Annotated in this window: 17 protein-coding genes and 1 pseudogene; 6 read left to right on the top strand and 12 right to left on the bottom strand. The window is 60.1% G+C overall.

Annotation, left to right across the window (positions count from 1 at the left end; all coding sequences use genetic code 11):
* Positions 1-11 precede the first annotated feature (11 nt).
* The 8 genes and pseudogenes from ureE to E1573_RS15945 all read right to left on the bottom strand — a co-directional run bounded on the left by ureE (position 12) and on the right by E1573_RS15945 (position 7,343).
* Complete coding sequence (ureE, locus tag E1573_RS15980) at positions 12-491, bottom strand: urease accessory protein UreE (protein WP_133215383.1); 480 nt, start codon at positions 489-491, stop codon at positions 12-14.
* Positions 492-501: 10 nt separating this feature from the next.
* Positions 502-2,205, bottom strand: a complete 1,704-nt coding sequence (ureC, locus tag E1573_RS15975) for an urease subunit alpha (protein ID WP_133215381.1) — start codon at positions 2,203-2,205, stop codon at positions 502-504.
* The gene (locus E1573_RS15970) at positions 2,202-2,519 is read right to left on the bottom strand and encodes an urease subunit beta (protein WP_133215379.1); all 318 of its coding nucleotides are present in this window, start codon (positions 2,517-2,519) and stop codon (positions 2,202-2,204) included. The genes ureC and E1573_RS15970 overlap by 4 nt, the downstream gene beginning before the upstream one ends.
* 9 nt (positions 2,520-2,528) lie before the next feature.
* The gene (locus tag E1573_RS15965) at positions 2,529-2,831 is read right to left on the bottom strand and encodes an urease subunit gamma (protein WP_133215377.1); all 303 of its coding nucleotides are present in this window, start codon (positions 2,829-2,831) and stop codon (positions 2,529-2,531) included.
* A 9-nt stretch (positions 2,832-2,840) separates the two neighbouring features.
* Positions 2,841-3,674 carry an urease accessory protein UreD gene (locus E1573_RS15960; protein WP_133215375.1) on the bottom strand — a complete coding sequence of 278 codons (834 nt, stop codon included), beginning with the start codon at positions 3,672-3,674 and terminating at the stop codon, positions 2,841-2,843.
* 175 nt (positions 3,675-3,849) lie between these two features.
* Positions 3,850-4,069, bottom strand: a pseudogene (locus E1573_RS15955) (hypothetical protein); the annotation flags it as partial.
* 264 nt (positions 4,070-4,333) lie between these two features.
* Entirely contained in the window at positions 4,334-4,918 is a 585-nt protein-coding gene (gene nfuA / locus E1573_RS15950) for a Fe-S biogenesis protein NfuA (RefSeq protein WP_028941949.1), read from the bottom strand.
* Between the two features lie 124 nt (positions 4,919-5,042).
* Positions 5,043-7,343, bottom strand: a complete 2,301-nt coding sequence (locus E1573_RS15945; protein WP_133215373.1) for a fatty acid cis/trans isomerase — start codon at positions 7,341-7,343, stop codon at positions 5,043-5,045.
* Between the two features lie 155 nt (positions 7,344-7,498).
* Between E1573_RS15945 and metH the strand changes: the two genes are divergently transcribed.
* The gene (metH, locus tag E1573_RS15940) at positions 7,499-11,206 is read left to right on the top strand and encodes a methionine synthase (RefSeq protein ID WP_133215371.1); all 3,708 of its coding nucleotides are present in this window, start codon (positions 7,499-7,501) and stop codon (positions 11,204-11,206) included.
* A 144-nt stretch (positions 11,207-11,350) separates the two neighbouring features.
* Positions 11,351-11,569, top strand: coding sequence for a DUF2970 domain-containing protein (locus tag E1573_RS15935; protein ID WP_133215369.1), 219 nt, complete (start codon positions 11,351-11,353; stop codon positions 11,567-11,569).
* Positions 11,570-11,828: 259 nt separating this feature from the next.
* Here E1573_RS15935 and E1573_RS15930 read toward each other — a convergent pair whose 3' ends face one another.
* A complete protein-coding gene (locus tag E1573_RS15930) occupies positions 11,829-12,911 on the bottom strand; it encodes an ABC transporter substrate-binding protein (protein ID WP_133215367.1) in 1,083 nt (360 codons plus the stop codon).
* A 218-nt stretch (positions 12,912-13,129) separates the two neighbouring features.
* Here E1573_RS15930 and E1573_RS15925 point away from each other — a divergent pair, with 218 nt between their 5' ends.
* Entirely contained in the window at positions 13,130-14,782 is a 1,653-nt protein-coding gene (locus E1573_RS15925; RefSeq protein WP_133215365.1) for a nitrite/sulfite reductase, read from the top strand.
* Positions 14,766-15,260 (top strand): DUF934 domain-containing protein, encoded by a 495-nt coding sequence (locus E1573_RS15920; RefSeq protein WP_133215363.1) that lies wholly within the window; start codon positions 14,766-14,768, stop codon positions 15,258-15,260. Before E1573_RS15925 ends, E1573_RS15920 begins: the two co-directional genes overlap by 17 nt.
* 118 nt (positions 15,261-15,378) lie before the next feature.
* On the opposite strand, the gene E1573_RS15915 is transcribed toward E1573_RS15920, so the two are convergent.
* The 3 genes from E1573_RS15915 to sohB all read right to left on the bottom strand — a co-directional run bounded on the left by E1573_RS15915 (position 15,379) and on the right by sohB (position 21,661).
* On the bottom strand, positions 15,379-17,814 hold the full coding sequence (locus E1573_RS15915) for an NEL-type E3 ubiquitin ligase domain-containing protein (protein ID WP_133215361.1): 2,436 nt from the start codon (positions 17,812-17,814) through the stop codon (positions 15,379-15,381).
* On the bottom strand, positions 17,814-20,573 hold the full coding sequence (locus E1573_RS15910) for a dermonecrotic toxin domain-containing protein (RefSeq protein ID WP_133215359.1): 2,760 nt from the start codon (positions 20,571-20,573) through the stop codon (positions 17,814-17,816). Before E1573_RS15910 ends, E1573_RS15915 begins: the two co-directional genes overlap by 1 nt.
* Positions 20,574-20,644: 71 nt before the next feature.
* Positions 20,645-21,661, bottom strand: coding sequence for a protease SohB (gene sohB, locus E1573_RS15905; RefSeq protein WP_133215357.1), 1,017 nt, complete (start codon positions 21,659-21,661; stop codon positions 20,645-20,647).
* A 197-nt stretch (positions 21,662-21,858) separates the two neighbouring features.
* Between sohB and E1573_RS15900 the strand changes: the two genes are divergently transcribed.
* Positions 21,859-22,569: a histidine phosphatase family protein gene (locus tag E1573_RS15900; RefSeq protein WP_133215355.1), complete on the top strand. Its 711-nt coding sequence runs from the start codon at positions 21,859-21,861 to the stop codon at positions 22,567-22,569.
* Positions 22,570-22,626: 57 nt separating this feature from the next.
* Positions 22,627-22,944 (top strand): SCP2 sterol-binding domain-containing protein, encoded by a 318-nt coding sequence (locus E1573_RS15895; RefSeq protein ID WP_036995189.1) that lies wholly within the window; start codon positions 22,627-22,629, stop codon positions 22,942-22,944.
* The last annotated feature ends 160 nt before the right edge of the window (positions 22,945-23,104 follow it).

Here is a 23,104-nt window from a genome sequence, read left to right as displayed (position 1 = left end):
CTTATTGAAAATCAGTGTTGCGCCACGCGCACAAAGCGGTGATCGCTATGTGAGTGACTGTGCGGTGCGCTTTGATAAGCACCTGCTTCCGGCTCGAATGGGGCTTGCTCGACAATGACCTGCAAACCCAGGCCTCGGACCATTTCGTCGAGTACATGGTCATGCTGGTAACGGACGAAATCGCGCTCGACCTGCAGCGGCACGTGACGATTGCCCAGGTGATAGCTGGCCCGTGTCAGCAGCAACGGGTCGTCACAGCGCACGGTAGAAACCTGTTCAGCCGCTGCCAGCACGCGAATGACTTCATTGCCCTGCTCATCAGCCAAAAGATCGCCGCCACGAATCAACTGGCCACGCGCCAGCATCAGACCGGCCTCACGGCCATCGTCGAGGGTGACGCGCACCCGGCTCTTGATCCGGGTATCCAGGGCCAGGGTGACCGTTGCGTTGGGCTGGGCGGCTTCGCTCAGGCGCCGGGTCAAAACAATCATGTTCGCTCCTTCAGAACAGAAAATAACGTTGTGCCATCGGTAGCACCGTGGCCGGCTCGCACACCAGCAACTCACCGTCGGCACGCACTTCATAGGTCTGTGAATCCACTTCAATCACCGGCAACAGGCCGTTGTGCAGCATGTCGCCCTTACGCACCGTGCGGCAGCCCGTGGCCACGCCGATCAGGCTGCGCAGGCTCAGTTGCTGGTGTACCCCGCGCTGATACGCCGACTGCGACAAAAACGTCATGCGCGTGGCGTTACGCGCTGCGCCCAAGGCGCCGAACATGGGTCGGTAGTGCACCGGCTGCGGCGTCGGAATAGAGCCATTGATATCGCCCATCGGCGCCATGGCGATCATCCCGCCCTTGATCACCAGCGCCGGCTTGACCCCGAAAAACGCCGGTGCCCACAGCACCAGATCAGCCAGTTTGCCGGCCTCGATCGAGCCCACTTCATGGGCAATACCGTGGGTCAGTGCCGGGTTGATGGTGTACTTGGCGATGTAGCGTTTGACCCGAAAGTTGTCGCTGTAGCGGCTGTCGGGTGGTAACGGGCCGCGACGGCGCTTCATCTGGTCGGCGACCTGCCAGGTGCGCAGCACCACTTCACCGACCCGGCCCATGGCCTGGGAATCGGACGAGGTCATGGAGAAGGCCCCGAGGTCATGCAGGATGTCTTCGGCGGCAATGGTCTCGCGGCGAATGCGCGATTCGGCAAACGCCACATCCTCGGCAATGCTCGGTTCCAGGTGATGGCAGACCATGAGCATGTCCAAGTGCTCATCCACCGTGTTGATTGTGTAGGGCAAGGTCGGGTTGGTCGACGATGGCAGCACGTTGGCAAAGGCGGCGGCGCGGATGATGTCTGGCGCATGACCGCCCCCGGCACCTTCGGTATGGAAGGTGTGAATGGTGCGATCACCGATGGCGGCCAGGGTGTCTTCGATGCAACCGGACTCGTTGAGGGTGTCGGTGTGAATCGCCACCTGTACGTCGAGTTCTTCAGCCACGCTCAAGCAGCAATCAATGGCCGCCGGAGTCGAGCCCCAGTCCTCATGCAGCTTGAGGCCAACGGCGCCGGCATGGATCTGCTCGCGCAGCGCTTCGGGCGCCGACGCGTTGCCCTTGCCCAACAGGCCGATATTGATCGGCAGTTCATCAGCCGCCTGCAGCATGCGCGACAGGTACCAGGGCCCGGAGGTGCAGGTGGTGGCATTGGTGCCGGTAGCCGGCCCGGTGCCGCCGCCGATAAAGGTGGTGATCCCCGAGGTCAGTGCCTCCTCCACCTGCTGCGGGCAAATGAAGTGAATGTGCGAGTCGATACCGCCTGCGGTGACAATCTTGCCCTCAGCGGCGATCACTTCGGTACCGGCGCCAATCGGTAACGTGACACCCGGCTGCACATCCGGGTTGCCGGCCTTGCCGACGCCGACGATGCGCCCGTTCTTGATGCCGATGTCGGCTTTGACGATACCCCAGTGGTCGATAATCAGGGCGTTGGTGAGCACCAGATCCATCGCTTGAGCGGCAAGCATCTGACCCTGGCCCATGCCGTCGCGAATGACCTTACCACCACCGAACTTGACCTCTTCACCGTAAATCGTGAAGTCCTGCTCTACTTCGACCCACAGCTCGGTGTCGGCCAGGCGCACGCGGTCGCCCACGGTAGGGCCGAACATGTCGGCATAGGCCCGACGGGAAATTCGGCTCATCCTTGGCGCTCCAGCTTGCCCATCACCCGCCCCTGAAAGCCGTACACTTCACGTTTGCCGGCATAGGGCACCAAAGTCACCGTGCGCGCCTGACCAGGTTCAAAGCGCACCGCCGTACCCGCAGCGATGTCCAGGCGAAAGCCACGGGTCGCTTCACGCTCGAACACCAGGGTGTTGTTGACCTCATAGAAGTGGTAATGCGAACCGACCTGCACCGGGCGATCACCGTGATTGGCGACGGTCACGCTAAGGGTCGCGCAGCCCTGGTTGAGTTCGATGTCGCCGTCGGCGACCTGTACTTCTCCGGGAATCATCCTGCACTCCTAAACGATGGGCTCATGCACGGTCACCAGCTTGGTGCCGTCGGGAAACGTCGCCTCTACCTGCACGTCGGGAATCATCTCGCTGACCCCTTCCATGACCTGCTCGCGGCTGAGCACTTCGCGGCCCAGGCTCATCAACTCGGCTACTGTGCGCCCGTCGCGCGCGCCTTCCATGACCGTGGCGCTGATCAACGCCACCGCTTCCGGGTAATTGAGCTTCAGGCCACGTGCCAGGCGGCGCTCGGCAAGCAGCGCAGCGGTGAACAGCAGCAATTTGTCTTTCTCTCTCGGGGTCAGCTCCATGGCGTTCTCTCAAGTGGCCCAAATACGCGGCGGACACGGCGCCAGGCCGACCACGGCCGGACGCAGCGCATGCCAGATGCGTTGCAAGTTGAACTGCAGGCGTTGGTTGTCGTGGTCCAGCAGGCGCACCACCAGCAGCTCATCCAGTAAGGTCGCGGCGGCCGGCACGCTGAGGTCGTCGATCAAGGCGCGGGTCTGCTCCAGCAGTGCCTCGGTCGCCGGATAGGCACAAAAGGTCGCCTGTAATGGGTAACCACCAAGCTTTTCCAGTTGCCCACCGCTGATGCGCAGACGCTCACACAGGCCAGGTGATGTCGGCACATCGATCTGTAAGCGGCTGTCGACGGCACCGTGGCTGAACACTTCGTTCATCACCGGTCGCCCCAGGCACAGGGTTTCCCAGGCCAGCAGGCGGGCCCCCGGCTCAAGGCTGAAGCGGTTTTCCAGACGCACACGGGCGCCGGGGAAACAGATGCTGCCCTGCGGCAACCACTCCAACACGCTGTCGGCTGCCAGGTGAAAGTGCTGGTGCAAGGTCGAGGTGGCACCGCCACTGCGGTAGAACTTGGTTGCCCCGGGCATGGTCAGCAGCGCATGGCTGCCGCTTTCCAGGTGCACGTCGAGCACCAATTTGTCGCCACCGACCACACCACCGGGCGGGTGCAGCACATAAACGTGGCACGGTGCCCCTTCCGGATAGAACGGGCGTTGCACCAAAAGAGGACCAAAATGCCGCCGCGCACCAATACAGGTCTTCGTGCCACGCGGAACAAAGCGCAGCATCAACTCCGCACTCCAGCCAGTATCGCGGGCGTCGAGGTCGAGTGGTTGGGCAAGCGTCATGCATCTGATCCCTGTAAATACGGAGTCCGACGTAGTTGATCGATTGTTCTTACCCAAGCTGTCGCATCAGCGACTTGCAGGTTTGACCAATCGATCAGCAATCGTTACAGGGGGCAAAGCACATAGCGGGCCAGAATGGATAACGCATGGGCCCGCCACACGACGTCATTCACTCAAGTGCTTTAGCTGTATCAATGGCGCTACCGCCACCCAGCGCGATTACTGTCTGGCAATCTGCCGCTTCGACCCAGAAGCGCCTGGACTTGGTCGAGCAAGCCCAGGGTCCGCGGTTCGGGGAAAGTCACCCGCGCAACTTGCTGTCCCTCGGTGAGGGCGCTGATGCGGCTGAGGCTGCCGCTGCCGAAGCACGTTGTTTTGGCTGGGGACATACTCATGGCCACGACAGATTCGCTCAAATCGATTGATTCAAGGCTTGCATTGGCCAAACCGATAACACTTCTCCAGTGGGAGCGGGCTTGCCCCGCGATAGCGGTTTGCCTGGTACACCGCTATCGCGGGACAAGCCCGCTCCTACCGCGATTGCTGCGTGCTGTGCGGGGCTGAGCGGCCCAGGGGCGCCTTGGCGCTGAAATGCATCGCGGGGCAAGCCCGCTCCTACCTGGTCGGTGGGAGCGGGCTTGCCCCGCGATTAAAACGCCTTAGTAGTAGGCGTTTTCTTTCTGACTGTGGTCGGTCACATCACGCACGCCCTTGAGCTCAGGAATGCGCTCGAGCAAGGTGCGCTCGATGCCTTCTTTCAAGGTGACGTCGGCCTGACCACAACCCTGGCAACCACCGCCGAACTGCAACACGGCGATGCCGTCTTCAACCACTTCGATCAGGCTCACCTGACCGCCGTGGCTGGCCAACCCCGGGTTGATCTCGGTTTGCAGGTAGTAGTTGATACGCTCGTTGATCGGGCTGTCTTCGTTGACCATCGGCACTTTGGCGTTTGGCGCCTTGATGGTCAGCTGGCCGCCCATACGGTCGGTCGCGTAGTCAACCACCGCATCCTCCAGGAACGGCACACTGACCGCATCCAGGTAGGCGGTGAAGCTGGCCAGACCCACGGCCGTGTCTTCCGGCTTTTCTTCGCCCGGCTTGCAGTAGGCAATGCAGGTTTCGGCGTAAGTGGTGCCCGGCTGGGTGATAAAGATACGAATGCCAATACCCGGGGTGTTCTGCTTGGACAGCAGATCGGCCAGGTAATCATGCGCGGCGTCGGTAATAGTTATGGCGCTCATGGAAGTTCCTCACAGACTTGCCGGCAGTTTACGCCAACCTGGCCGCCGAACAAAGTCCTAGTATTTCTGTCGGGAAAGACGGGCGACGCCGGGAGCGCGCAAACGACGCTCCCGGCGGCCGGTTTCAGAGGTTTTCGTAACGGTTCATGTCCAGTACACCCGCTTCCACCGCATCGGTTTCCTTGATGTAAGTGTTCAGGTCGTGGAAATACTGCCAAAACTGCGGATGGCTACGGCGCACACCCCAGCGCATGACCACACGCTCGAACTTGTCGGTATCGTCGCGGGCAGCTTCGAGGTCTTCGACGAACTCCGGCACGTCGGCGGCAGGTACGTTGAACATGAAGTTGGGGTAACTGCTCAACACTCCCGGCACCAGCGTCAGGGTGTCCAGACCTGGCTGGTAGCGATAAGCCTCACCGAGCATGAAGGCTACGTTGCTGTGTGCACGGTTGCGCAACAAGCTGTAGACCTGCCGTTGGCCACCCTGCCCTTCAATGCGCAGCATGGTCGCTTCAGGCAACTGGCCGATAACCTTCAAGCCTGCGGCTGGTCGCGAAACCAGGCGGCTCAGGGTTTGCTCGACACCGCGGAACTCGTCGTTCATTTGCGGCCGCGAGCAATAGGCGCCCTGGCAACGGTTGATCGGGTCAGGCGCAGCGTTGAGGCTACCGGTGCGCTGGATCAGCTTGAGGCCGAAATCGCGTTTAGGGTCATTTGCGTCAAGCTTGAGCGCGCTCGGGGAATCGGTGTCGATGTCCTCATAGTCGAGCCACATCTTCAGCTTGCCGCTGTTCTGGTACCAGTCACTCAGGATTGCACTGCGCGCATCGGCCGGCATCAGACGCAGGAAGTTGACCTCAGCGCCGTTGCGGATCAGATCGAAGTACAAGCGCGTCTGCGCCTGGTGCGAGACATTGCCATACACATCGAAGTTGACCGCCAGCTGATAGTAGGTGCGCTCCAGCAACGGGTAGTCGAACAACCACACCGTCTTGGGTACATCTCCAATCAGGCCCTTGGAAACCGAGGCGCTGTCGAAATGGCGGAAGATGGTCAGCAGTGCGTTGTCGTTACCGGCCCACAGCGTTGACCAGCTCGGTGCCGGCATGTCGGCATAGGCTTCGCGGCGCAGTACTTCATACTCGTTGCGCTTGTCGCGGTAGGCATGCCACAAGGTCAGGATGCTGCCAACATCGTCGATCTGTCCCGGCATGGCCAGCAACGGCGTGGCCTGGCCGCGGTACTCGGCGTCGGTCAGGTAGCGATCATGGGCCGGTTCCTGGAACAGCGCCCAGAAATGGTCACGGATCACATCGGTGGCGATCTGGCCACGGCACACCGGGCCGCGGATGAAGGTACGGACGAAGTACTCGGCGTTATCCAGCATGAACTGGTAACGGGCCACCGCCGGAATCGCTTCGAAGGTTTCGAACGGGTTGGCGCGGTGCCGCGGGCCATAGCCAGGCAGCGCCTTGGCATGCCAGTCACCGCTGTAGAACAGTTGCTTGACGCGCTTGAGCTTCTGCGGCCCCATCGGGTAGGTGATGTGGGTTTTATGCACGATCACGCCTTGCACCGGCATCAGCCGGTAATAGAAGTCGGTACCTGGCGGGTCGTTGGGGCGGCGAGTCGCAATGATATCGATGGGCTGGCCACTGGGCGTGCGCGAGCGCACCCACTGGAAGAAGTGCCCAGGCTCGCCGCCGACAAAGTAGATGTGCGCGAGGAACAAATGCTCGTATAGCCAGCGTCCGACCAACGCCTCAGTGGAGCCTGGGCGATTGAGCAGTGCTTCCCATTCGGCAATCTGTGCCGCCTCGTTGGCGCTTGGCTGCACAGGATCGTGCTCCACCGGTGCGCCTGCCGCCAACCAGCGTTGCAGCGTCTGGTACTGGGCATCGGTGAGGCCGGTCACCGCCAGCGGCATGCCCTCTTTCGGGTGTGCCCCGGCGTAGGCATCGAACTCACCGGGCAACGGGCACATGTTGTTGCGGTTCAGGCCCAGAACGATTTCTTCAGGCAGCTTGGCATTCGGCGTCAGCGGCGTCTTGTGCCCCAGTTCGAGCATCCGCGCCATCAGCGCGGCCTGGCTGCCCTGGTTGTCGAGCACCGAATTGAAACCTTTGCGCTGCCACGCTTGAGTGCTCTGAGCGTCGTAGAACAACCGGGTCGGGGCCACAGCCTGACTGCGGTCACCTTGATACACCGGCACTTTGGATGCCCCGCGCGAGGCGCCTTCGGCACTGCCCAGGTTCAGCTGGCAGGCGGCGTCGTTACAGGCATGGCAGGCGACGCATTTCTCCGTGAAAATCGGTTGGATGTCCCGGGTATACGAAATAGCCGGGCTGGTTTGAGGGGCTTGCCCCAACGCCACGCTGCTGATCAACAGAGCGAAAGCGCCGGCAAGTAAGCGATGCACCATGTGCCGAATGTCCTGGGTATGAAAGCTTCACGATTCTACCGGTGCTGGCGGCGCGTCAACATGAATGAAATTCATGTAAATGCTCGACACGTCTAAAAACCGCGCAGCTTTGTTATTATTCCGCAACTTTTGTTTTTGCCCGACCAGGTAGTCCTATGTCTGACCGCAGCGCTCGTTTCCAAGCACTTCAGCAAGCACTCAAAGAGCGCATTCTGATCCTCGATGGCGGCATGGGTACTATGATCCAAAGCTACCGCCTTGAGGAACACGACTATCGTGGCACGCGCTTCGCCGATTGGCCAAGCGATGTGAAAGGCAACAACGACCTGTTGCTGCTTTCGCGCCCGGATGTCATCGCCGCCATCGAGAAAGCGTACCTGGATGCGGGTGCCGATATTCTCGAGACCAACACCTTCAACGCCACGCAGATATCCCAGGCCGACTATGGCATGGAGTCGCTGGTGTACGAGCTCAACGTCGAAGGCGCGCGGATTGCCCGTCAGGTTGCCGATGCGAAAACCCTCGAAACTCCGGACAAACCTCGCTTTGTCGCTGGCGTTCTCGGCCCGACCAGCCGCACCTGTTCCATCTCGCCCGACGTCAACGACCCTGGCTACCGCAACGTCACCTTTGATCTGCTGGTAGAAAACTACATCGAGGCCACCCGCGGCCTGATCGAGGGCGGTGCCGACCTGATCCTGATCGAGACGATCTTCGATACCCTCAACGCCAAGGCGGCGATCTTTGCCGTGCAGCAGGTGTTCGAAGAAGACGGCCTGGAACTGCCGATCATGATCTCCGGGACTATCACCGATGCCTCGGGCCGTACCCTGTCGGGCCAGACCACCGAAGCGTTCTGGAACTCGGTGCGTCACGCCAACCCGATTTCCGTGGGGCTGAACTGCGCCCTCGGCGCCAAAGACCTGCGCCCGTACCTGGAAGAACTGTCGACCAAGGCCGGCACCCACGTCTCCGCCCACCCCAACGCCGGCCTGCCGAACGCCTTCGGCGAGTACGATGAAACCCCGGCGGAAATGGCTGTGGTGGTCGAAGAGTTTGCCGCCAGTGGCTTCCTCAACATCATCGGCGGTTGCTGCGGTACCACTCCAGGGCATATCCAGGCCATCGCCGAAGCTGTGGCCAAGTACAAACCGCGGGCGATTCCAGACATCCCTAAAGCCTGTCGGCTGTCGGGCCTTGAGCCGTTCACCATCGATCGCAACTCGCTGTTCGTCAACGTCGGTGAACGTACCAACATCACCGGTTCCGCCAAGTTCGCCCGGCTGATCCGTGAAGAGAACTACACCGAAGCGCTGGAAGTCGCCCTGCAGCAAGTCGAGGCCGGCGCCCAGGTGATCGACATCAACATGGACGAAGGGATGCTCGACTCCCAGGCGGCCATGGTCAAGTTCCTCAACCTGATCGCCGGCGAGCCCGATATTTCCCGCGTGCCGATCATGATCGACTCCTCCAAGTGGGAAGTGATCGAAGCGGGCCTCAAGTGCATTCAGGGCAAGGGCATCGTCAACTCGATCTCGATGAAAGAAGGCGTCGAAGCCTTCAAGCATCACGCCAAACTGTGCAAACGCTACGGTGCCGCCGTGGTGGTGATGGCCTTCGACGAAGTCGGCCAGGCCGACACCGCTGCGCGTAAAAAGGAAATCTGCCAGCGCAGCTACGACATTCTGGTCAATGAAGTCGGCTTCCCGGCGGAAGACATCATCTTCGACCCGAACATCTTCGCCGTAGCCACCGGCATTGAAGAGCACAACAACTACGCTGTCGATTTCATCGAAGCCTGCGCCTACATTCGCGACCACCTGCCCTACGCCCTGTCGAGCGGCGGTGTTTCCAACGTGTCGTTCTCGTTCCGCGGCAACAACCCGGTGCGCGAAGCGATTCACTCGGTGTTCCTCTACCACGCGATCCAGAACGGCCTGACCATGGGTATCGTCAACGCCGGCCAGTTGGAGATCTACGACGAGATCCCGCTCGCGCTGCGCGAGAAGGTCGAAGAAGTGGTGCTCAACCGCACTCCGGAAGGCACCGATGCCCTGCTGGCAATTGCCGACGACTACAAAGGCGGTGGTGCTAGCAAGGAAGTCGAGAACGAAGAGTGGCGTTCGCTGCCGGTCGACAAGCGCCTGGAACACGCGCTGGTCAAGGGCATCACCGCCTTCATCGTTGAAGACACCGAAGAGTGCCGCCAGCAATGCGCGCGCCCGATCGAGGTCATCGAAGGCCCGCTGATGAGTGGCATGAACGTGGTCGGCGACCTGTTCGGCGCCGGTAAGATGTTCCTGCCGCAGGTGGTGAAATCGGCGCGGGTGATGAAGCAGGCCGTTGCCCACCTGATCCCATTCATCGAAGCCGAAAAAGGCGACAAGCCGCAAGCCAAGGGCAAGATCCTCATGGCAACGGTCAAAGGTGACGTTCACGACATCGGCAAGAACATCGTCGGCGTGGTGCTCGGTTGCAACGGCTATGACATTGTCGACCTCGGCGTGATGGTCCCGGCCGAGAAGATCCTGCAGACCGCCCGCGAGCAGAACTGCGACATCATCGGTTTGTCCGGCCTGATCACTCCGTCGCTGGACGAGATGGTTCATGTCGCTCGCGAGATGCAGCGTCAGGACTTCCACCTGCCGCTGATGATCGGTGGCGCCACCACCTCCAAAGCGCACACGGCGGTGAAGATCGAACCCAAGTACAGCAACGACGCGGTGGTCTACGTCACCGACGCCTCGCGTGCTGTCGGCGTCGCCACTCAGCTGCTGTCCAATGAGCTCAAGCCGGGCTTCGTCGAGAAGACCCGCCAGGACTACATTGAAGTCCGTGAGCGTACTGCCAACCGCAGCGCCCGCACCGAGCGCCTGAGCTACGAACAGTCGATTGCTGCCAAGCCGCAGTACGACTGGGCCAACTACCAACCGGCGGTGCCCACCTTCACCGGTGTCAAGGTGCTGGAGAACATCGACCTCAAGGTGCTGGCCGAGTACATCGACTGGACACCGTTCTTCATTTCCTGGGACCTGGCCGGCAAGTTCCCGCGCATCTTGAATGACGAAGTCGTCGGCGAAGCTGCCACGGCGCTGTACAAGGATGCCCAGGACATGCTCGCCAAGCTGATCGATGAAAAGCTGATCAGTGCCCGTGCCGTGTTCGGCTTCTGGCCGGCCAACCAGGTCAACCACGACGACATCGAAGTCTACGGCGCCGATGGCCAGCCGTTGGCGCAACTGCACCACCTGCGCCAGCAAACCATCAAGCCGGACAGCAAGCCGAACTTCTCCCTTGCCGACTTCGTCGCGCCGAAGGAAACCGGCATCACCGATTACGTCGGCGGTTTCATCACCACCGCCGGTATCGGCGCCGAAGAAGTCGCCAAGGCTTATCAGGACAAGGGCGACGACTACAACTCGATCATGGTCAAAGCCCTGGCCGACCGCCTGGCCGAAGCCTGCGCGGAATGGCTGCATGAGCAGGTGCGTAAAGAGCATTGGGGTTACGCCAAGGACGAGCACCTGGACAACGAAGCGCTGATCAAGGAGCAATACTCGGGTATCCGCCCTGCCCCGGGCTACCCGGCGTGCCCGGACCACACCGAGAAAGAAACCCTGTTCCGCCTGCTCGATGGCACCGCCATTGGCGAAACCGGCCCGAGCGGCGTGTTCCTCACCGAACACTTCGCCATGTTCCCGGCGGCGGCGGTCAGCGGCTGGTACTTTGCGCACCCGCAGGCGCAGTACTTTGCGGTTGGCAAAGTGGACAAGGACCAGGTGCAAAGCTACACCGCCCGTAAAGGCCAAGAACTCAGCGTCACCGAGCGCTGGCTGGCGCCTAACCTTGGCTATGACAGCTAACTGAAGGGTACTGCTGTAGGAGCGGGCTTGTCCCGCGATTGCGATGTGTCTGATACACCGCAATCGCGGGACAAGCCCGCTCCTACAGCAAGCCTGTTCCCACCTGTCTACACTGAGGGGGATGCCTACACCAAGGAGCCCCTCATGGACGACCCCGCCCACGGCAAACCCCCAACCTTCTGGCAGATGCTGCAGAGCATTCTCGCCGCTGCGTTCGGCGTACAGACTGGCAAGAATCGCGCACGCGACTTCACCTACGGCAAGGCCAGCCACTTCATCGCACTGGGCACCGTATTTACCTTGGTGTTCATTCTGGTGTTGGTCGGGCTGGTACAACTGGCCATGCATTTAACCAGTCGCTGAAACGTAATCCGCCCGCAGATGTCCATTCTGCGGGCGGCACATGATTACCCATCGCGTGATATCACTGGTGGCTGACCCAATACACGGCGGTCACAACAACCAGAACGATCAGACAGAGTATCGCCCAAGCATCGACACTGCTGTCAGGCTTACCCGCTTTGGTCGAATTTCCCATTGCATTGCCTCTTGTGGTGTTTATGGGAATGCATGTCACCCGTAGCAGTTAAGTTCAGCAATGCCCTTTGCTCAAGCAGGGTTTTTAATATTTGACCGGTGCGCTCAGGAATGGATAGCGATAGTCACGGTGCTGGCCTTGAGCGCTGAAGCGGCTGAAATCCAGGCCATAGTCGGGCTGATCGAGAAACTTCAGCCAGCGTTGCGCGCGCATCGGGTCGATCAGTTGCAACACCGGTGCCTGATGGTTGCGCAGGCCGTCACGGTCGATTGGCAGATTCATCGCATCATCGTGCAGCAACACCATCGCCCAGCCACCGAGTGAAAAGTGCCCGCCCATCAGTACGCTAAGCTGCCCGTCGATACGCGCCTGCAGCGCTTGTGCCGAGCTGTTGACGGCACTGAACAGCACATCTTTACCCGGTGTGCGACCGGCTTCGACAAACGCCTGCATGGCGCCAAAGGCCATCTCGTCGTTGGCCGACCAAACCAGATCAATGTTCGGGTAGCGCTTCAACAACAGTTGCGCCTGCTCATAAGCCCGCTGCTGCCCCCAGCCGCCATACACCACCTGACGCAAGCGAACCTGCGGATGCTCGGCCAATGCCCGGCGCATGCCTTGCTCACGCAGTTGCGCGGCCGGCGTGGTTTTGACACCGGAGAACGCCAGCAACTCGATCGGCCGGTTGCCTGCCGTCTGCGTGCGCAACGCAATCAGCTCCTTGAGCATCTGATACCCAGCCTGCTCATCGTTGCCCACCAGGGTACCGAGCAGCGGCGGGTACTTGTCCGGGTGATCGGCGATCAACGCTGCCTGGTCGTGCGTCAGGCCGTTATTGACCAGAAACAGCTTGACCCCACTGCCCCGTGACAGGCGGATAATTTCCGGCGCGACATATTGCTCGTTCACCAGCACCAGGTAGTCGGGCCGCTCGTTGCCTTCAAGCACCTCACGGGCCTGGGTCAGTGCCAGCTCCGAGCGCCGCTCGCTGTATTTGATACGCAGCTGCATGCCCAGGTCCTTGGCGGCGGCCTGCATGAAGTTCGAATAGCTGACCCAAAAGGTCTCGTTGGAATAGCCCGGATTGAGAAACACCACCGACGCAGCTTGCGCGCTGGCAGCCAGCGGCAGACTCAGGCAAAGGCTTTGGCACAAGGCCTTGAGCATGCGGATTCGCTCCTCCTGTTCAAACCGTCAATTATAAACACCGCATGGGGGCAAACGGCTAAATGGCAGTCAGTCTCACTTAGTCCAAATGGTTCTTTTCATATGCAAAAACATCACTTTTGCGCATAACCGCAAACTGCTATCTTTCCCCCGCTCCGCTTTGGGAGTGCGCGGCCGTGCGCGCGATTAGCTGCAAGCAGCTTGAGAACAGGACCCCTATGTACGTATACGACGAGTACGATCAGCGGATCATCGAGGACCGCGTCAAGCAGTTCCGTGATCAGACCCGCCGCTACCTGGCCGGTGAGCTGAGCGAAGAAGAGTTCCGCCCCCTACGCCTGCAAAATGGCCTCTATATTCAACGTTTTGCCCCGATGTTGCGGGTCGCGGTGCCGTATGGCCAGCTGACGTCCCGTCAAACCCGGATGCTGGCGAAGATCGCGCGCGACTACGACAAGGGCTATGCCCACATCAGCACCCGGCAGAACGTGCAGTACAACTGGCCGGCCCTGGAAGACATTCCCGAGATCCTCGCGGAACTGGCTACCGTGCAAATGCACGCGATCCAGACCAGCGGCAACTGCCTGCGCAACGTCACCACCGACCAGTTCGCCGGTGTCGCGGCTGATGAAGTGATCGACCCGCGCCCATGGTGTGAAATCGTTCGCCAGTGGACCACCTTCCACCCGGAATTCGCCTACCTGCCGCGCAAGTTCAAAATTGCAATCAACGGTGCGAACAGCGACCGTGCCGCCATCGAAGTGCACGACATCGGCCTGGAGCCGGTGTACAACGCCGCTGGCGAGCTGGGCTTCCGCGTATTGGTCGGCGGCGGCCTGGGCCGTACCCCGGTGGTCGGCGCCTTCATCAACGAATTCCTGCCGTGGCAAGACCTGCTCAGCTACCTCGACGCGATCCTGCGGGTGTACAACCGCTATGGCCGTCGCGACAACAAGTACAAGGCGCGGATCAAGATCCTGGTCAAGGCGCTCACCCCTGAAGTGTTCGCTGAAAGGGTCGAGGCCGAAATGGTCCACCTGCGCGGTGGCAGCACCACGCTGACCGAAGCCGAAGTACAGCGCGTGGCCAAGCACTTCGTCGACCCGGACTACAAGCAGCTCGACAACCTCGACTTCAGCGAACTTGAGCAACAGCACCCAGGTTTTGCTCGCTGGCGCACCCGCAACGTCCTGGCGCACAAGAAGCCAGGCTATGTTGCCGTGACCCTGTCGCTCAAGCCAACCGGTGTGGCCCCAGGCGACCTGACCGACAAACAGCTCGATGCCGTTGCCGACCTGGCCGAACGCTACAGCTTCGGCCAGCTGCGCACCTCCCACGAGCAGAACATCATCCTCGCCGACGTCGAGCAGAGCCAACTGCACGCCCTGTGGCTGGAGCTGCGTGAAGGTGGCTTTGCCACACCGAACATCGGCCTGCTGACCGACATCATCTGCTGCCCTGGCGGCGACTTCTGCTCGTTGGCCAACGCCAAGTCGATCCCGATTGCCGAATCCATCCAGCGCCGTTTCGACGACCTGGACTACCTGTTCGACATCGGCGAACTGGACCTGAACATCTCCGGCTGCATGAACGCCTGTGGTCACCACCACGTTGGCCACATCGGCATTCTCGGGGTGGACAAGAAAGGTGAAGAGTTCTACCAGGTCTCCCTCGGTGGCAGCGCCAGCCGCGACGCCAGCCTGGGCAAGATCCTTGGCCCTTCCTTTGCCCAGGACGACATGCCGGATGTGATCGAGAAGCTGATCGACGTCTACGTTGAAAAACGTACCGAAGACGAGCGCTTCATCGACACCTACCAGCGTATTGGCATCGACCCTTTCAAGGAACGCGTCTATGCAGCGAATCATTAAGAACAACGAAATCGTCGACGAAACCTGGCACTTGCTGCCCAAGGACGTGTCCTTCGACGAGCTGACCAACTGCGACGACTACATCGTGCCGTTGCAGCTGTGGCGTGATCATGGCCACGCCCTCAAGGCCCGCGACGGCGGCCTGGGTGTGTGGCTCGATGCCGACGAAGAAGCCGAAGAAATCGGTGAAGATGTCGCCAGCTTCCAGGTCATCGCCCTGAACTTCCCGGCCTTCACCGACGGGCGCAACTATTCCAATGCGCGTCTGCTGCGTGATCGCTACAAGTTCACCGGCGAATTGCGTGCCATCGGCGACGTGCTGCGCGATCAGCTGTTCTACATGAAACGCTGTGGCTTCGATGCCTTCGCCCTGCGCGCCGACAAAGACCCGGTCGAAGCACTGGAAAGCCTCAAGGACTTTTCCGTGACCTACCAGGCCGCAACCGACGAACCACAACCGTTGTTCCGTCGTCGCTGAAGGCACAAAAAACCGATACCAGCTCGCTGGTATCGGTTTTTTTATAGCTGCAAGCTGCAAGCTGCAAGCTGCAAGCTGCAAGCTGCAAGCTGCAAGCTGCAAGCTGCAAGCTAGAGGCTCAGGCTTCAGTTTCTTGCGTCAACTTGGCCATCAAATCATCCTCAGCCTTGCTACGTGCGCTTGCCAACGCATTGGCTGCGGCCACGTAATCCTGACTTGAAGGTTCCAGTTTGCGCAGCGTACCGTCTGTGTCCAGCGGCTCTGCGTTCAACGCTGTACGCAGGATTTCCAGTACGTTGTCAGTAAGCGAGCCTGGCACTTCGTCCGACAGGCCGTTGCAATAGTCCAGGTACTCCACACCGTCTACAAAGGGTTGGGCGACTTCATCGAACTGCGCGGTATAGCGCTGCTTCAGGTAACGCTGCCAATTGCTCTCGCTCACCATCCATGCCTGACGGTTTTCCACGGTATCACTTGTTCTGACCGCTTGTTCAACACGCCCTATGGTCTGCTCAGACAGATTGGCAGTCGTGCGGTAAAGCATGCCGGCGGATGGCTCCGGATAGTCCAGCTTGGCCGACAGATCCTGACGCAGGGCCAGCCTGATTTCGATATCATCAACCCCCTCTCTGCGCAGCAAGTCGTCACTGATGTCATCCAACGGATCAAGTGCTGTCGGGGTCTGTTCTTCAGTCAGCGCCAGGCGCCGCAGCTTACGCGCCAACGACAGGGCATCAGCCCTACGCTCCACTTCATGGCGACGGAACAACTGCTTGTACAGCGCCAGGAGTTCAGCGCCACGGTCTTCTGTGGTCGCCAGCGCGCTGCGCTCGAACACCAGCACGGCGATTTCCATCGCGCTGAAGGCATCGGCACCGGCATCGCCACAGGTAATCGGGAAGGCATTGGCGATTTCCAGCAAGTCTTCTCTGAGTTGAGTGGACTCCGAGCCCAGCTTGAGCATCGACCAAACGCGTTTGCGCAGGTCTTGCCCATTGCGCTTGAACTCGGCTGAATTGGCCAATCGCTCAAGCACATCACGCAGTGCAGTATGGCGGTCATGCTGGAACCATTGCTGCCAAAGCTCGCGGTTGGCTTCGGTCGCACCACGTAACCAGGCTTGCTCTGGCTGTAGCTCCATGACCGTATCAGAAATGAAATCCGACCCGACGGCACTCAGGCGCGCAATGCTCGAGGCCTCCAGCGGGTTGTAGAACAGGTTCAGCCTGTGCGCTCGCTCGGCATCGTTGCGCAGGTTCTGGCCAAAAACCGTCTCGGCCAACGCCGGCAATTGGGTGATCTGGTTGCGACTCAAGTCGACTCTTCGCAGTGCATTAGGCTCAAGATTCATCAGCGTAAGCAAACCCGCCGGGAACTCATTAAGCTCACAACTGTTCAAGTCCAGCTCTTCAAGCTGTGCCAGGTTTTCCAGGTTGGGCGCGCGCCCCAATCGATTAGCCGTCAACCACAACCGCTGCAAGCGATCGAAACGGGAGAACACAGCAGCGCCCGCTTCGTCCAGTACCAGACCCGTCGAGCTCAAATCCAGCTCCTGTAGCGGCAACTGGGCCAGGGATTGCAGCGCCTCCGTGGTCAGGGCGACCTGGTTATAGCGCAAGTTCAATCGCCTCAAGGCGGGCAATGATCCAAGCGCCTCCAGCGCTGGACTCGGGATGCTTCGCAGGCCACTGCTTTGTAGCTCCAACGACTGTAAGTTCACCAACGGTTTCAGTGCGTCGAACATCGTGTCGCTACTATCAAGTCTGAGTTCGCGCAGGTTCAGCTCCTTCAGCTGGGTCAATGTTGCAACCTCCGGCGGTATGACATTGAAGTAGTTAGCCTCCAGCGACAACTGCTGAACATTGGGAAAGCAACGCAGGAAACCGTCGGGTAACGCCTGCAGATTCATTCGGGTCAAGTACAAGCGCTGGATATGGTCAAAGCGCGCCGTCAACCGAGGCAGTTCCCCGACGTCCGGACCAAACAACGTCAATTCCGTGTGCTGGCGCCCACCTTGCCGACGCCAGGCACTGATCAATGCCCTGCGGGTTTGCTCACGGTAGGTGCGTTGATAAACATTCGCGCTGTCCTGGGCCCACTGTTCAAGGGTTTCCTCAAGCTTACGCAGCTCGCTCTGCAACTTGAACACTGCGTCGCCCAGGTGCTGATTTTCCAACAACAAGCGCGCTTTGAGTGTCTCAAGCTCAGCATGCGAAAGCGTTGGAAACAGTGCGTTGAGCTTGGAGTCGATCCCCATGCTGCCCACCGCCCCACCCAGGGGATATCCCGCTCGCCCATCGGCCAGTCGCATGGGTGCGCGGAACCAGGGCTTGATGGGCTGTTGACCCAGCGCCCGGGCCGCTGCGGTACGATCCGCCACGGCGATGGCACACAGTTGCTCTTGTAGCGATTGCGCGGAATGGATCTGCAAGTTCAGCGCCTGCCGTTCACTATCGGGCAGCGCCTTGAGCAGAGAAGCATAGAGCGACTGGCCCTTCGACAACTCAAGCCCTTGGGCATCATAAGCGGTGTAACCCTCAGCAGTACGGACCACTACCTTAAGCTCCCCCCCGCCGCGCCAGCGCTGGCCAACAGGCGTCCGGCCTCAGTGTCTTCGCGCAGCTCGACACGCACCGTGTCGGTCCAGCCTGGCAGTTTTGCCAGCAAGCCCACCGCCAGACGATCGCTGTCGAGGCTTGCCAGGCGAGTTTCGTGCATCCCCTGAATGGCGCGACACAGTACCAACTGACGCTGGTAGACCCGCGCTTCCTCGGCCAGACGCATCGGCACGCGCCCTTCACTACCTTGCATTTGCCGGTACTCATCGGCATCTGCAGCCTGGATGATTTCTTGTGCGACCTCATCGGTCAGTGCAGGGAAGTCGCGCATCAACAGGGCTTGCTCGGCGCTGCGTGTCGCTCGGCCATGCTCATACATGATAGTGAAGATTTCGCTACGACGGTGCTCCGCGCGTTCGGCAATAAGCTTGCGCAATACCGACAGACGTTGCTCGGGTTCGACACTTGAACCGAACAAATCCATGGCCTCGCTTTCGCTCAGGTCTGCCAACACCCGATCAGCCAATTGGTTGGCATACAACTCCCTGAGCGAGATACGAATGACACGCCCGCTAGGCCAGCGCGCAGCACCGTAGCGAACAGGCTCACGGTTAAGGTTCGCCTCGTCGTAGACCTCGAACACCCGTTGAGGCCAGCGCGCCAGGTCCTGGCTCAAGGTGGGCCCCATCTCCAGCCCTTCTGTACCAGCGGCGCTACTGCCCAGGCTGTCGATCAGGCGGTTGACGCGTTGATCGACCTGATAGCGCGCCAAGGTTTCCTTGAGCAGCGCCGGCATCGGCGAGCGGTCAACGTGCATACGGCGCAGTACGTCATCGTCCACACCACTCACCTTTACGGCCAGCTCAACCCTCTCATCATCCAGGCCATGCGCAGCGTGACCAAGGCGTTTCAACAACTGTTCATGACTCCATTGCAGGGGTTGCTCACCCTCTGCCTGCCACAGTCCCTCACCATTGTGCTTCAGCGTCGGCTGATAGGCCTGCGGATCGTCCGGGTGGCAGATCGACCAGTTCTTCTTGGTATCCTGGGCGACCTCGAACACATGCTCGCCGATGCGCACAAAAGACGTTGAATCACGCGTGTACACGCCTTGCTCATCCGGGGTGATACCTGTCAGTTCGACATCGCGGGCATAAGGCTGAAGGTCGGGTTTCCACAAACGTTGCTGACCATTGGGCAGTGTGACGCGCAGCAACCCGTCAACGGTTTCACTCGTACTTACCGAACTGCCGACATGCCCGGCAGCCCCCAGGCCGACGGCCACCACAACATTCAATGCCACAGATTCAAAGTGTGCCAATGCCTCGTCAAGGTCACCCGCTTCCCAGGCATTGGCACCGTCAATAATTTCACCAACCATTTGCACTGCGGCCACCACCGCCATCACCGCACCCAGTGCGGGCACAAAGAACGCGGCAGCATTGAGTACGTTCAAGCCGATGTTTTCCCAGTACGCCAGGCGCAGTTTGCTGGCCGCTTCATCCACCTCAGCGCTGGGTACTAACAGGTGACGGGCATTGACCTTGATGCGCAGCAGGTGCTGATCTTGCCGGTAGTCGAACAGGTCACCGCCGATTGCCTCGTCACGCAGGTGCAGGTTTGACTCCGGGTTGAACTGACCAGAGCCATCGTTGCGATAGGCTGCCTCTTTGACTCGCTTGAAAAAGTGAGGATGTTCTTTCTGCGCAACATACCCACGAAACAGCTTCAGATAGGCAGGTTTGAGCAGGTTGATGCGCAAGTCGCTCTTGAACGCGGCAACCGAAGCGTACTCTTTGAGCGGGTACAGGGGCGCCCCGGGCAGGTAAACGACAATAGGCTCTACATGGTCGCTGGCAATGCGGTCGGCACTCAATACCACTACCCGGTCCAGCGCTGCACCGAACATTGTCAGGGTCTGGCAGATCACCGGCTTGTCGTGGAACAGTGGGGCGCGTTGGCCGTCAATCAGGCCATTGATCATCTGCCGCGCCGCCTCGGAGATCTCATCTTTCATGAACGCTATCTGCGCGGTTTGTCGTAAGTGATCCTTCTCTGCAGTGATCGACAGGCTGCGCACATGGCTTTGTGTTGCCGGGTCTTCATACACCTCACGAATGTGTGCCTGGTATTTCTCACCCAAGTCCAGCTCGTGGCACAGGGTGGCGAAACGCTCCGGGGCAATCTCCAGCTTTTCACTGTAACGGTATGCAAAGCGCGGGTAGGCACCCTCCTCTGCGTTCGGCTTGAGTTCCAGGGTAAAGGCGCCCTTTGGCGCCAGCGCACTGCCCTTCTCAAAGCGTTTGTCGGCGGCATAGTTCTGCATGGCTGCCTGCAACAGCGTTTGCTGGATCGGCTGGAGCCGCAGCATGGATCCCAGGAACACCGGCTCGTGGTGCAGCTCCACCAGTTGCACGGTGTTGACGTTGAGCTCCACATCCAGGCGGCTCTTCAGCTCAGCCTTGAGTAACGGTTCGGCAAAAGTCGTGGGTGCCTTGAGGCTTTTCAGTGCCTTGGCCAGCGCGTGGGTGGAGGCGCGGCTTTGTTTCTGCGCGTCGAGCAGCACCTGGCGCTCGTCCTCGCTGGCCTGCTGGAACCAGCCCGCAAGCCCGTTGGCAGTCAGTTGCGCAGGGCGCTGCACGTCGCGCCAACGCTTGAGGTCGGACGCGGTTGCATGCTTGAACACATGGGGAAGGCGTTTGGCCAGGTAGCGGCCATGCAAGCCAGGCGGGGTTTGCGTATCGGAGGTGGACATTGACGTTTCCCTGTGGGCGATTGAACCCACAGAAAAACGCAATGATGCGATGCCTTGGCGTTACTTATTGCTCAGCGCCACTGTCCCAGTTTGCTCCAGAGCCCGAGCAGCGTGTTCTCGATCGTGCCACTGGCGGCCAGCCCGACGCGTTCCTGCAAGCTTTTGCGCTCGGCAAAATGCAGGTGGTAGAGGTTCGACTCGCGCACACGCTCACCCAGGTATTCGTCGCTGGTCTTGAGCTCGTCAACCAATTGCTTGTTGAGCGCGGCAACACCCAGCCACACTTCACCGGTGGCGACATCGTCGATGTGCAGTTGTGGGCGATAGCGCGAGACGAAATCCTTGAACAACTGGTGGGTGACGTCCAGGTCTTCCTGGAACTTCTCCCGGCCCTTTTCAGTGTTCTCGCCAAACACGGTGACGGTGCGTTTGTACTCACCGGCGGTGAACACTTCGAAATCGACATCGTGCTTTTTCAGCAGGCGATTGACGTTCGGCAGCTGCGCCACCACCCCGATCGATCCGAGGATGGCGAACGGGGCGCTGACAATCTTGTCGCCGATGCAGGCCATCATATAGCCGCCGCTGGCAGCAACCTTGTCGATACACACCGTCAGCGGAATGCCCGCCTGGCGGATACGCGCCAGTTGCGAGGCGGCCAGGCCGTAGCTGTGAACCATGCCACCGCCGCTCTCAAGGCGCAGCACCACTTCGTCACGCGGGGTGGCGAGGGTCAGCAGTGCAGTGATTTCATGACGCAGGCTTTCGGTGGCCGAGGCCTTGATATCGCCATTGAAGTCGAGCACGAATACCCGCGGTTTGTCGTCCGGGGTCTTCTTTTCCTGTTTTTGCGCCTTCGCCTGCTGCTTGCGCAGGGCCTTGAGCTGCGCTTTGTCGAGCAAGTTGCTTTCCAGGCGCTCGCGCAGGTCTTTGTAGAACTCATTGAGTTTATTGACCTGCAACTGCCCGCCGGCCTTGCGCCGACCTTTACCACGTAACCCGGCAATAGCCGAGAGCACCACCAGAATTGCGATCACCAGGGTCGCGGTCTTGGCGAGAAAGCTTGCGTACTCTGCAAGAAACTCCACAGTAACTCCTTAACATGCCGGCGCCCGAACGGCGCGAACCGATAGTCAAGCATACCGAGGCAGCCTTGCCCCTGCCAGCGTAGGAAATGTTCGGCAACGCAGTTCAAACGCTCTTTTCAAACGCTTGTATGTTTTTTCGTTGACAGCCCGACAGCGGCGTCCTAACCTCGGCCTCATTCTCAGTGCAGGCGTACAACGTGGGCAGCATCTACCTGATTCGACATGGCCAGGCCTCATTCGGTGCAGACGACTACGATGTCCTCTCGCCAGTGGGCATCCGGCAAAGCGAAGTCCTCGGTGAACACCTGGCCCAGTTGGGCATACGGCTGGACCGCTGCCTGGCCGGCGATCTGCGCCGCCAGCAAGACACCGCGCGCCTGGCCCTGGCGGCCATGCAGCGCGCAGGCATCGAGGTACCGTCGGTTGAAACCGATGCCGCCTTCAACGAGTTCGACGCTGACGCCATGATCCGCAACCTGCTGCCCGGATTGTTGCCCGAAGAGCCTGAGGCCCGGCACATCCTGCGCAACGGTACCGAACATCGCAGTGAGTTCCAGCGCTTGTTTGCCCTGCTGGTCCAGCGCTGGCACAGCGGCGAATACGACAGCAACGGGTGCGAGTCCTGGCAGGGCTTCGTCCAGCGCGTTGAAAACGGTCTGCAGCGTGCGCTGCAACAGGCCAGCCACGGCGACAACATTGCAATCTTTACCTCGGGCGGTACGATCACCGCCCTGCTCCACCTGGTGACCTGTATCTCTGCCAGCCAGGCGTTTACGCTGAACTGGCAGATCATCAACACCTCGCTCAGCCAACTTAAGTTTCGTGGTCGCGAGGTGGCCCTGGCTTCCTTCAACAGCCAAGCCCATGTGCAGCTGCTGAAGGCGCCGGAGCTCATCACTTACCGTTGAGCCCCGGCTCCTGGCAGCTTTCATCGGCTGCCGTTATCACTTAATAAGGAACACACCATGAGCGATGTAGCAAAAGCCGTCGAAGCGATGAAAGCCAAGTTCAACCCAGCTGCTGCTGCCGGTCTTGACCTGGTGTTCGGTTTCAACATCACTGACGAAGACAAGCACTACGCCCTGATCGTCAAGGATGGCACCTGCGAAATCCAGGAAGGCGAAAACGCCGACGCCAACTGCACCCTGGTACTGGACAGCGAAACCCTCAAAGGCATCGTCAGCGGCGAAACCGACGGCATGCAAGCCTTCATGGGCGGCAAGCTGCGCGTTGAAGGCGACATGATGCTGTCGATGAAGCTGAGCGAGCTGTTCCCGGCCTGAGCCTTGCGCTGATGCCAATCAAAACCGAAGCCTTGAACCGCTTCGGTTTTTTTTTGGACGCTTGGTGGAGCTTACTGTAGGAGCGGGCTTGCGGTGGGAGCGGGCTTGCCCCGCGATGCTATATAGCTCACATACCGCAATCGCGGGGCAAGCCCGCTCC

The organism is Pseudomonas sp. H9, from assembly GCF_004353925.1.
Taxonomy (GTDB): Bacteria; Pseudomonadota; Gammaproteobacteria; order Pseudomonadales; family Pseudomonadaceae; genus Aquipseudomonas.
Note: the sequence above shows the minus strand (reverse complement) of the source record. Positions and strands in the feature narration are given on the sequence as shown.

What these genes read in the sequence shown, in the direction of transcription:
- E1573_RS15910 (WP_133215359.1), bottom strand. Translation starts at nt 20,573, where the DNA reads ATGTCCACCTCCGATACGCAAACCCCGCCTGGCTTGCATGGCCGCTAC.
- E1573_RS15970 (WP_133215379.1), bottom strand. Translation starts at nt 2,519, where the DNA reads ATGATTCCCGGAGAAGTACAGGTCGCCGACGGCGACATCGAACTCAAC.
- E1573_RS15925 (WP_133215365.1), top strand. Translation starts at nt 13,130, where the DNA reads ATGTACGTATACGACGAGTACGATCAGCGGATCATCGAGGACCGCGTC.
- ureE (WP_133215383.1), bottom strand. Translation starts at nt 491, where the DNA reads ATGATTGTTTTGACCCGGCGCCTGAGCGAAGCCGCCCAGCCCAACGCA.
- E1573_RS15965 (WP_133215377.1), bottom strand. Translation starts at nt 2,831, where the DNA reads ATGGAGCTGACCCCGAGAGAGAAAGACAAATTGCTGCTGTTCACCGCT.
- ureC (WP_133215381.1), bottom strand. Translation starts at nt 2,205, where the DNA reads ATGAGCCGAATTTCCCGTCGGGCCTATGCCGACATGTTCGGCCCTACC.
- metH (WP_133215371.1), top strand. Translation starts at nt 7,499, where the DNA reads ATGTCTGACCGCAGCGCTCGTTTCCAAGCACTTCAGCAAGCACTCAAA.
- E1573_RS15895 (WP_036995189.1), top strand. Translation starts at nt 22,627, where the DNA reads ATGAGCGATGTAGCAAAAGCCGTCGAAGCGATGAAAGCCAAGTTCAAC.
- E1573_RS15960 (WP_133215375.1), bottom strand. Translation starts at nt 3,674, where the DNA reads ATGACGCTTGCCCAACCACTCGACCTCGACGCCCGCGATACTGGCTGG.
- E1573_RS15945 (WP_133215373.1), bottom strand. Translation starts at nt 7,343, where the DNA reads ATGGTGCATCGCTTACTTGCCGGCGCTTTCGCTCTGTTGATCAGCAGC.
- E1573_RS15920 (WP_133215363.1), top strand. Translation starts at nt 14,766, where the DNA reads ATGCAGCGAATCATTAAGAACAACGAAATCGTCGACGAAACCTGGCAC.
- E1573_RS15930 (WP_133215367.1), bottom strand. Translation starts at nt 12,911, where the DNA reads ATGCTCAAGGCCTTGTGCCAAAGCCTTTGCCTGAGTCTGCCGCTGGCT.
- E1573_RS15935 (WP_133215369.1), top strand. Translation starts at nt 11,351, where the DNA reads ATGGACGACCCCGCCCACGGCAAACCCCCAACCTTCTGGCAGATGCTG.
- nfuA (WP_028941949.1), bottom strand. Translation starts at nt 4,918, where the DNA reads ATGAGCGCCATAACTATTACCGACGCCGCGCATGATTACCTGGCCGAT.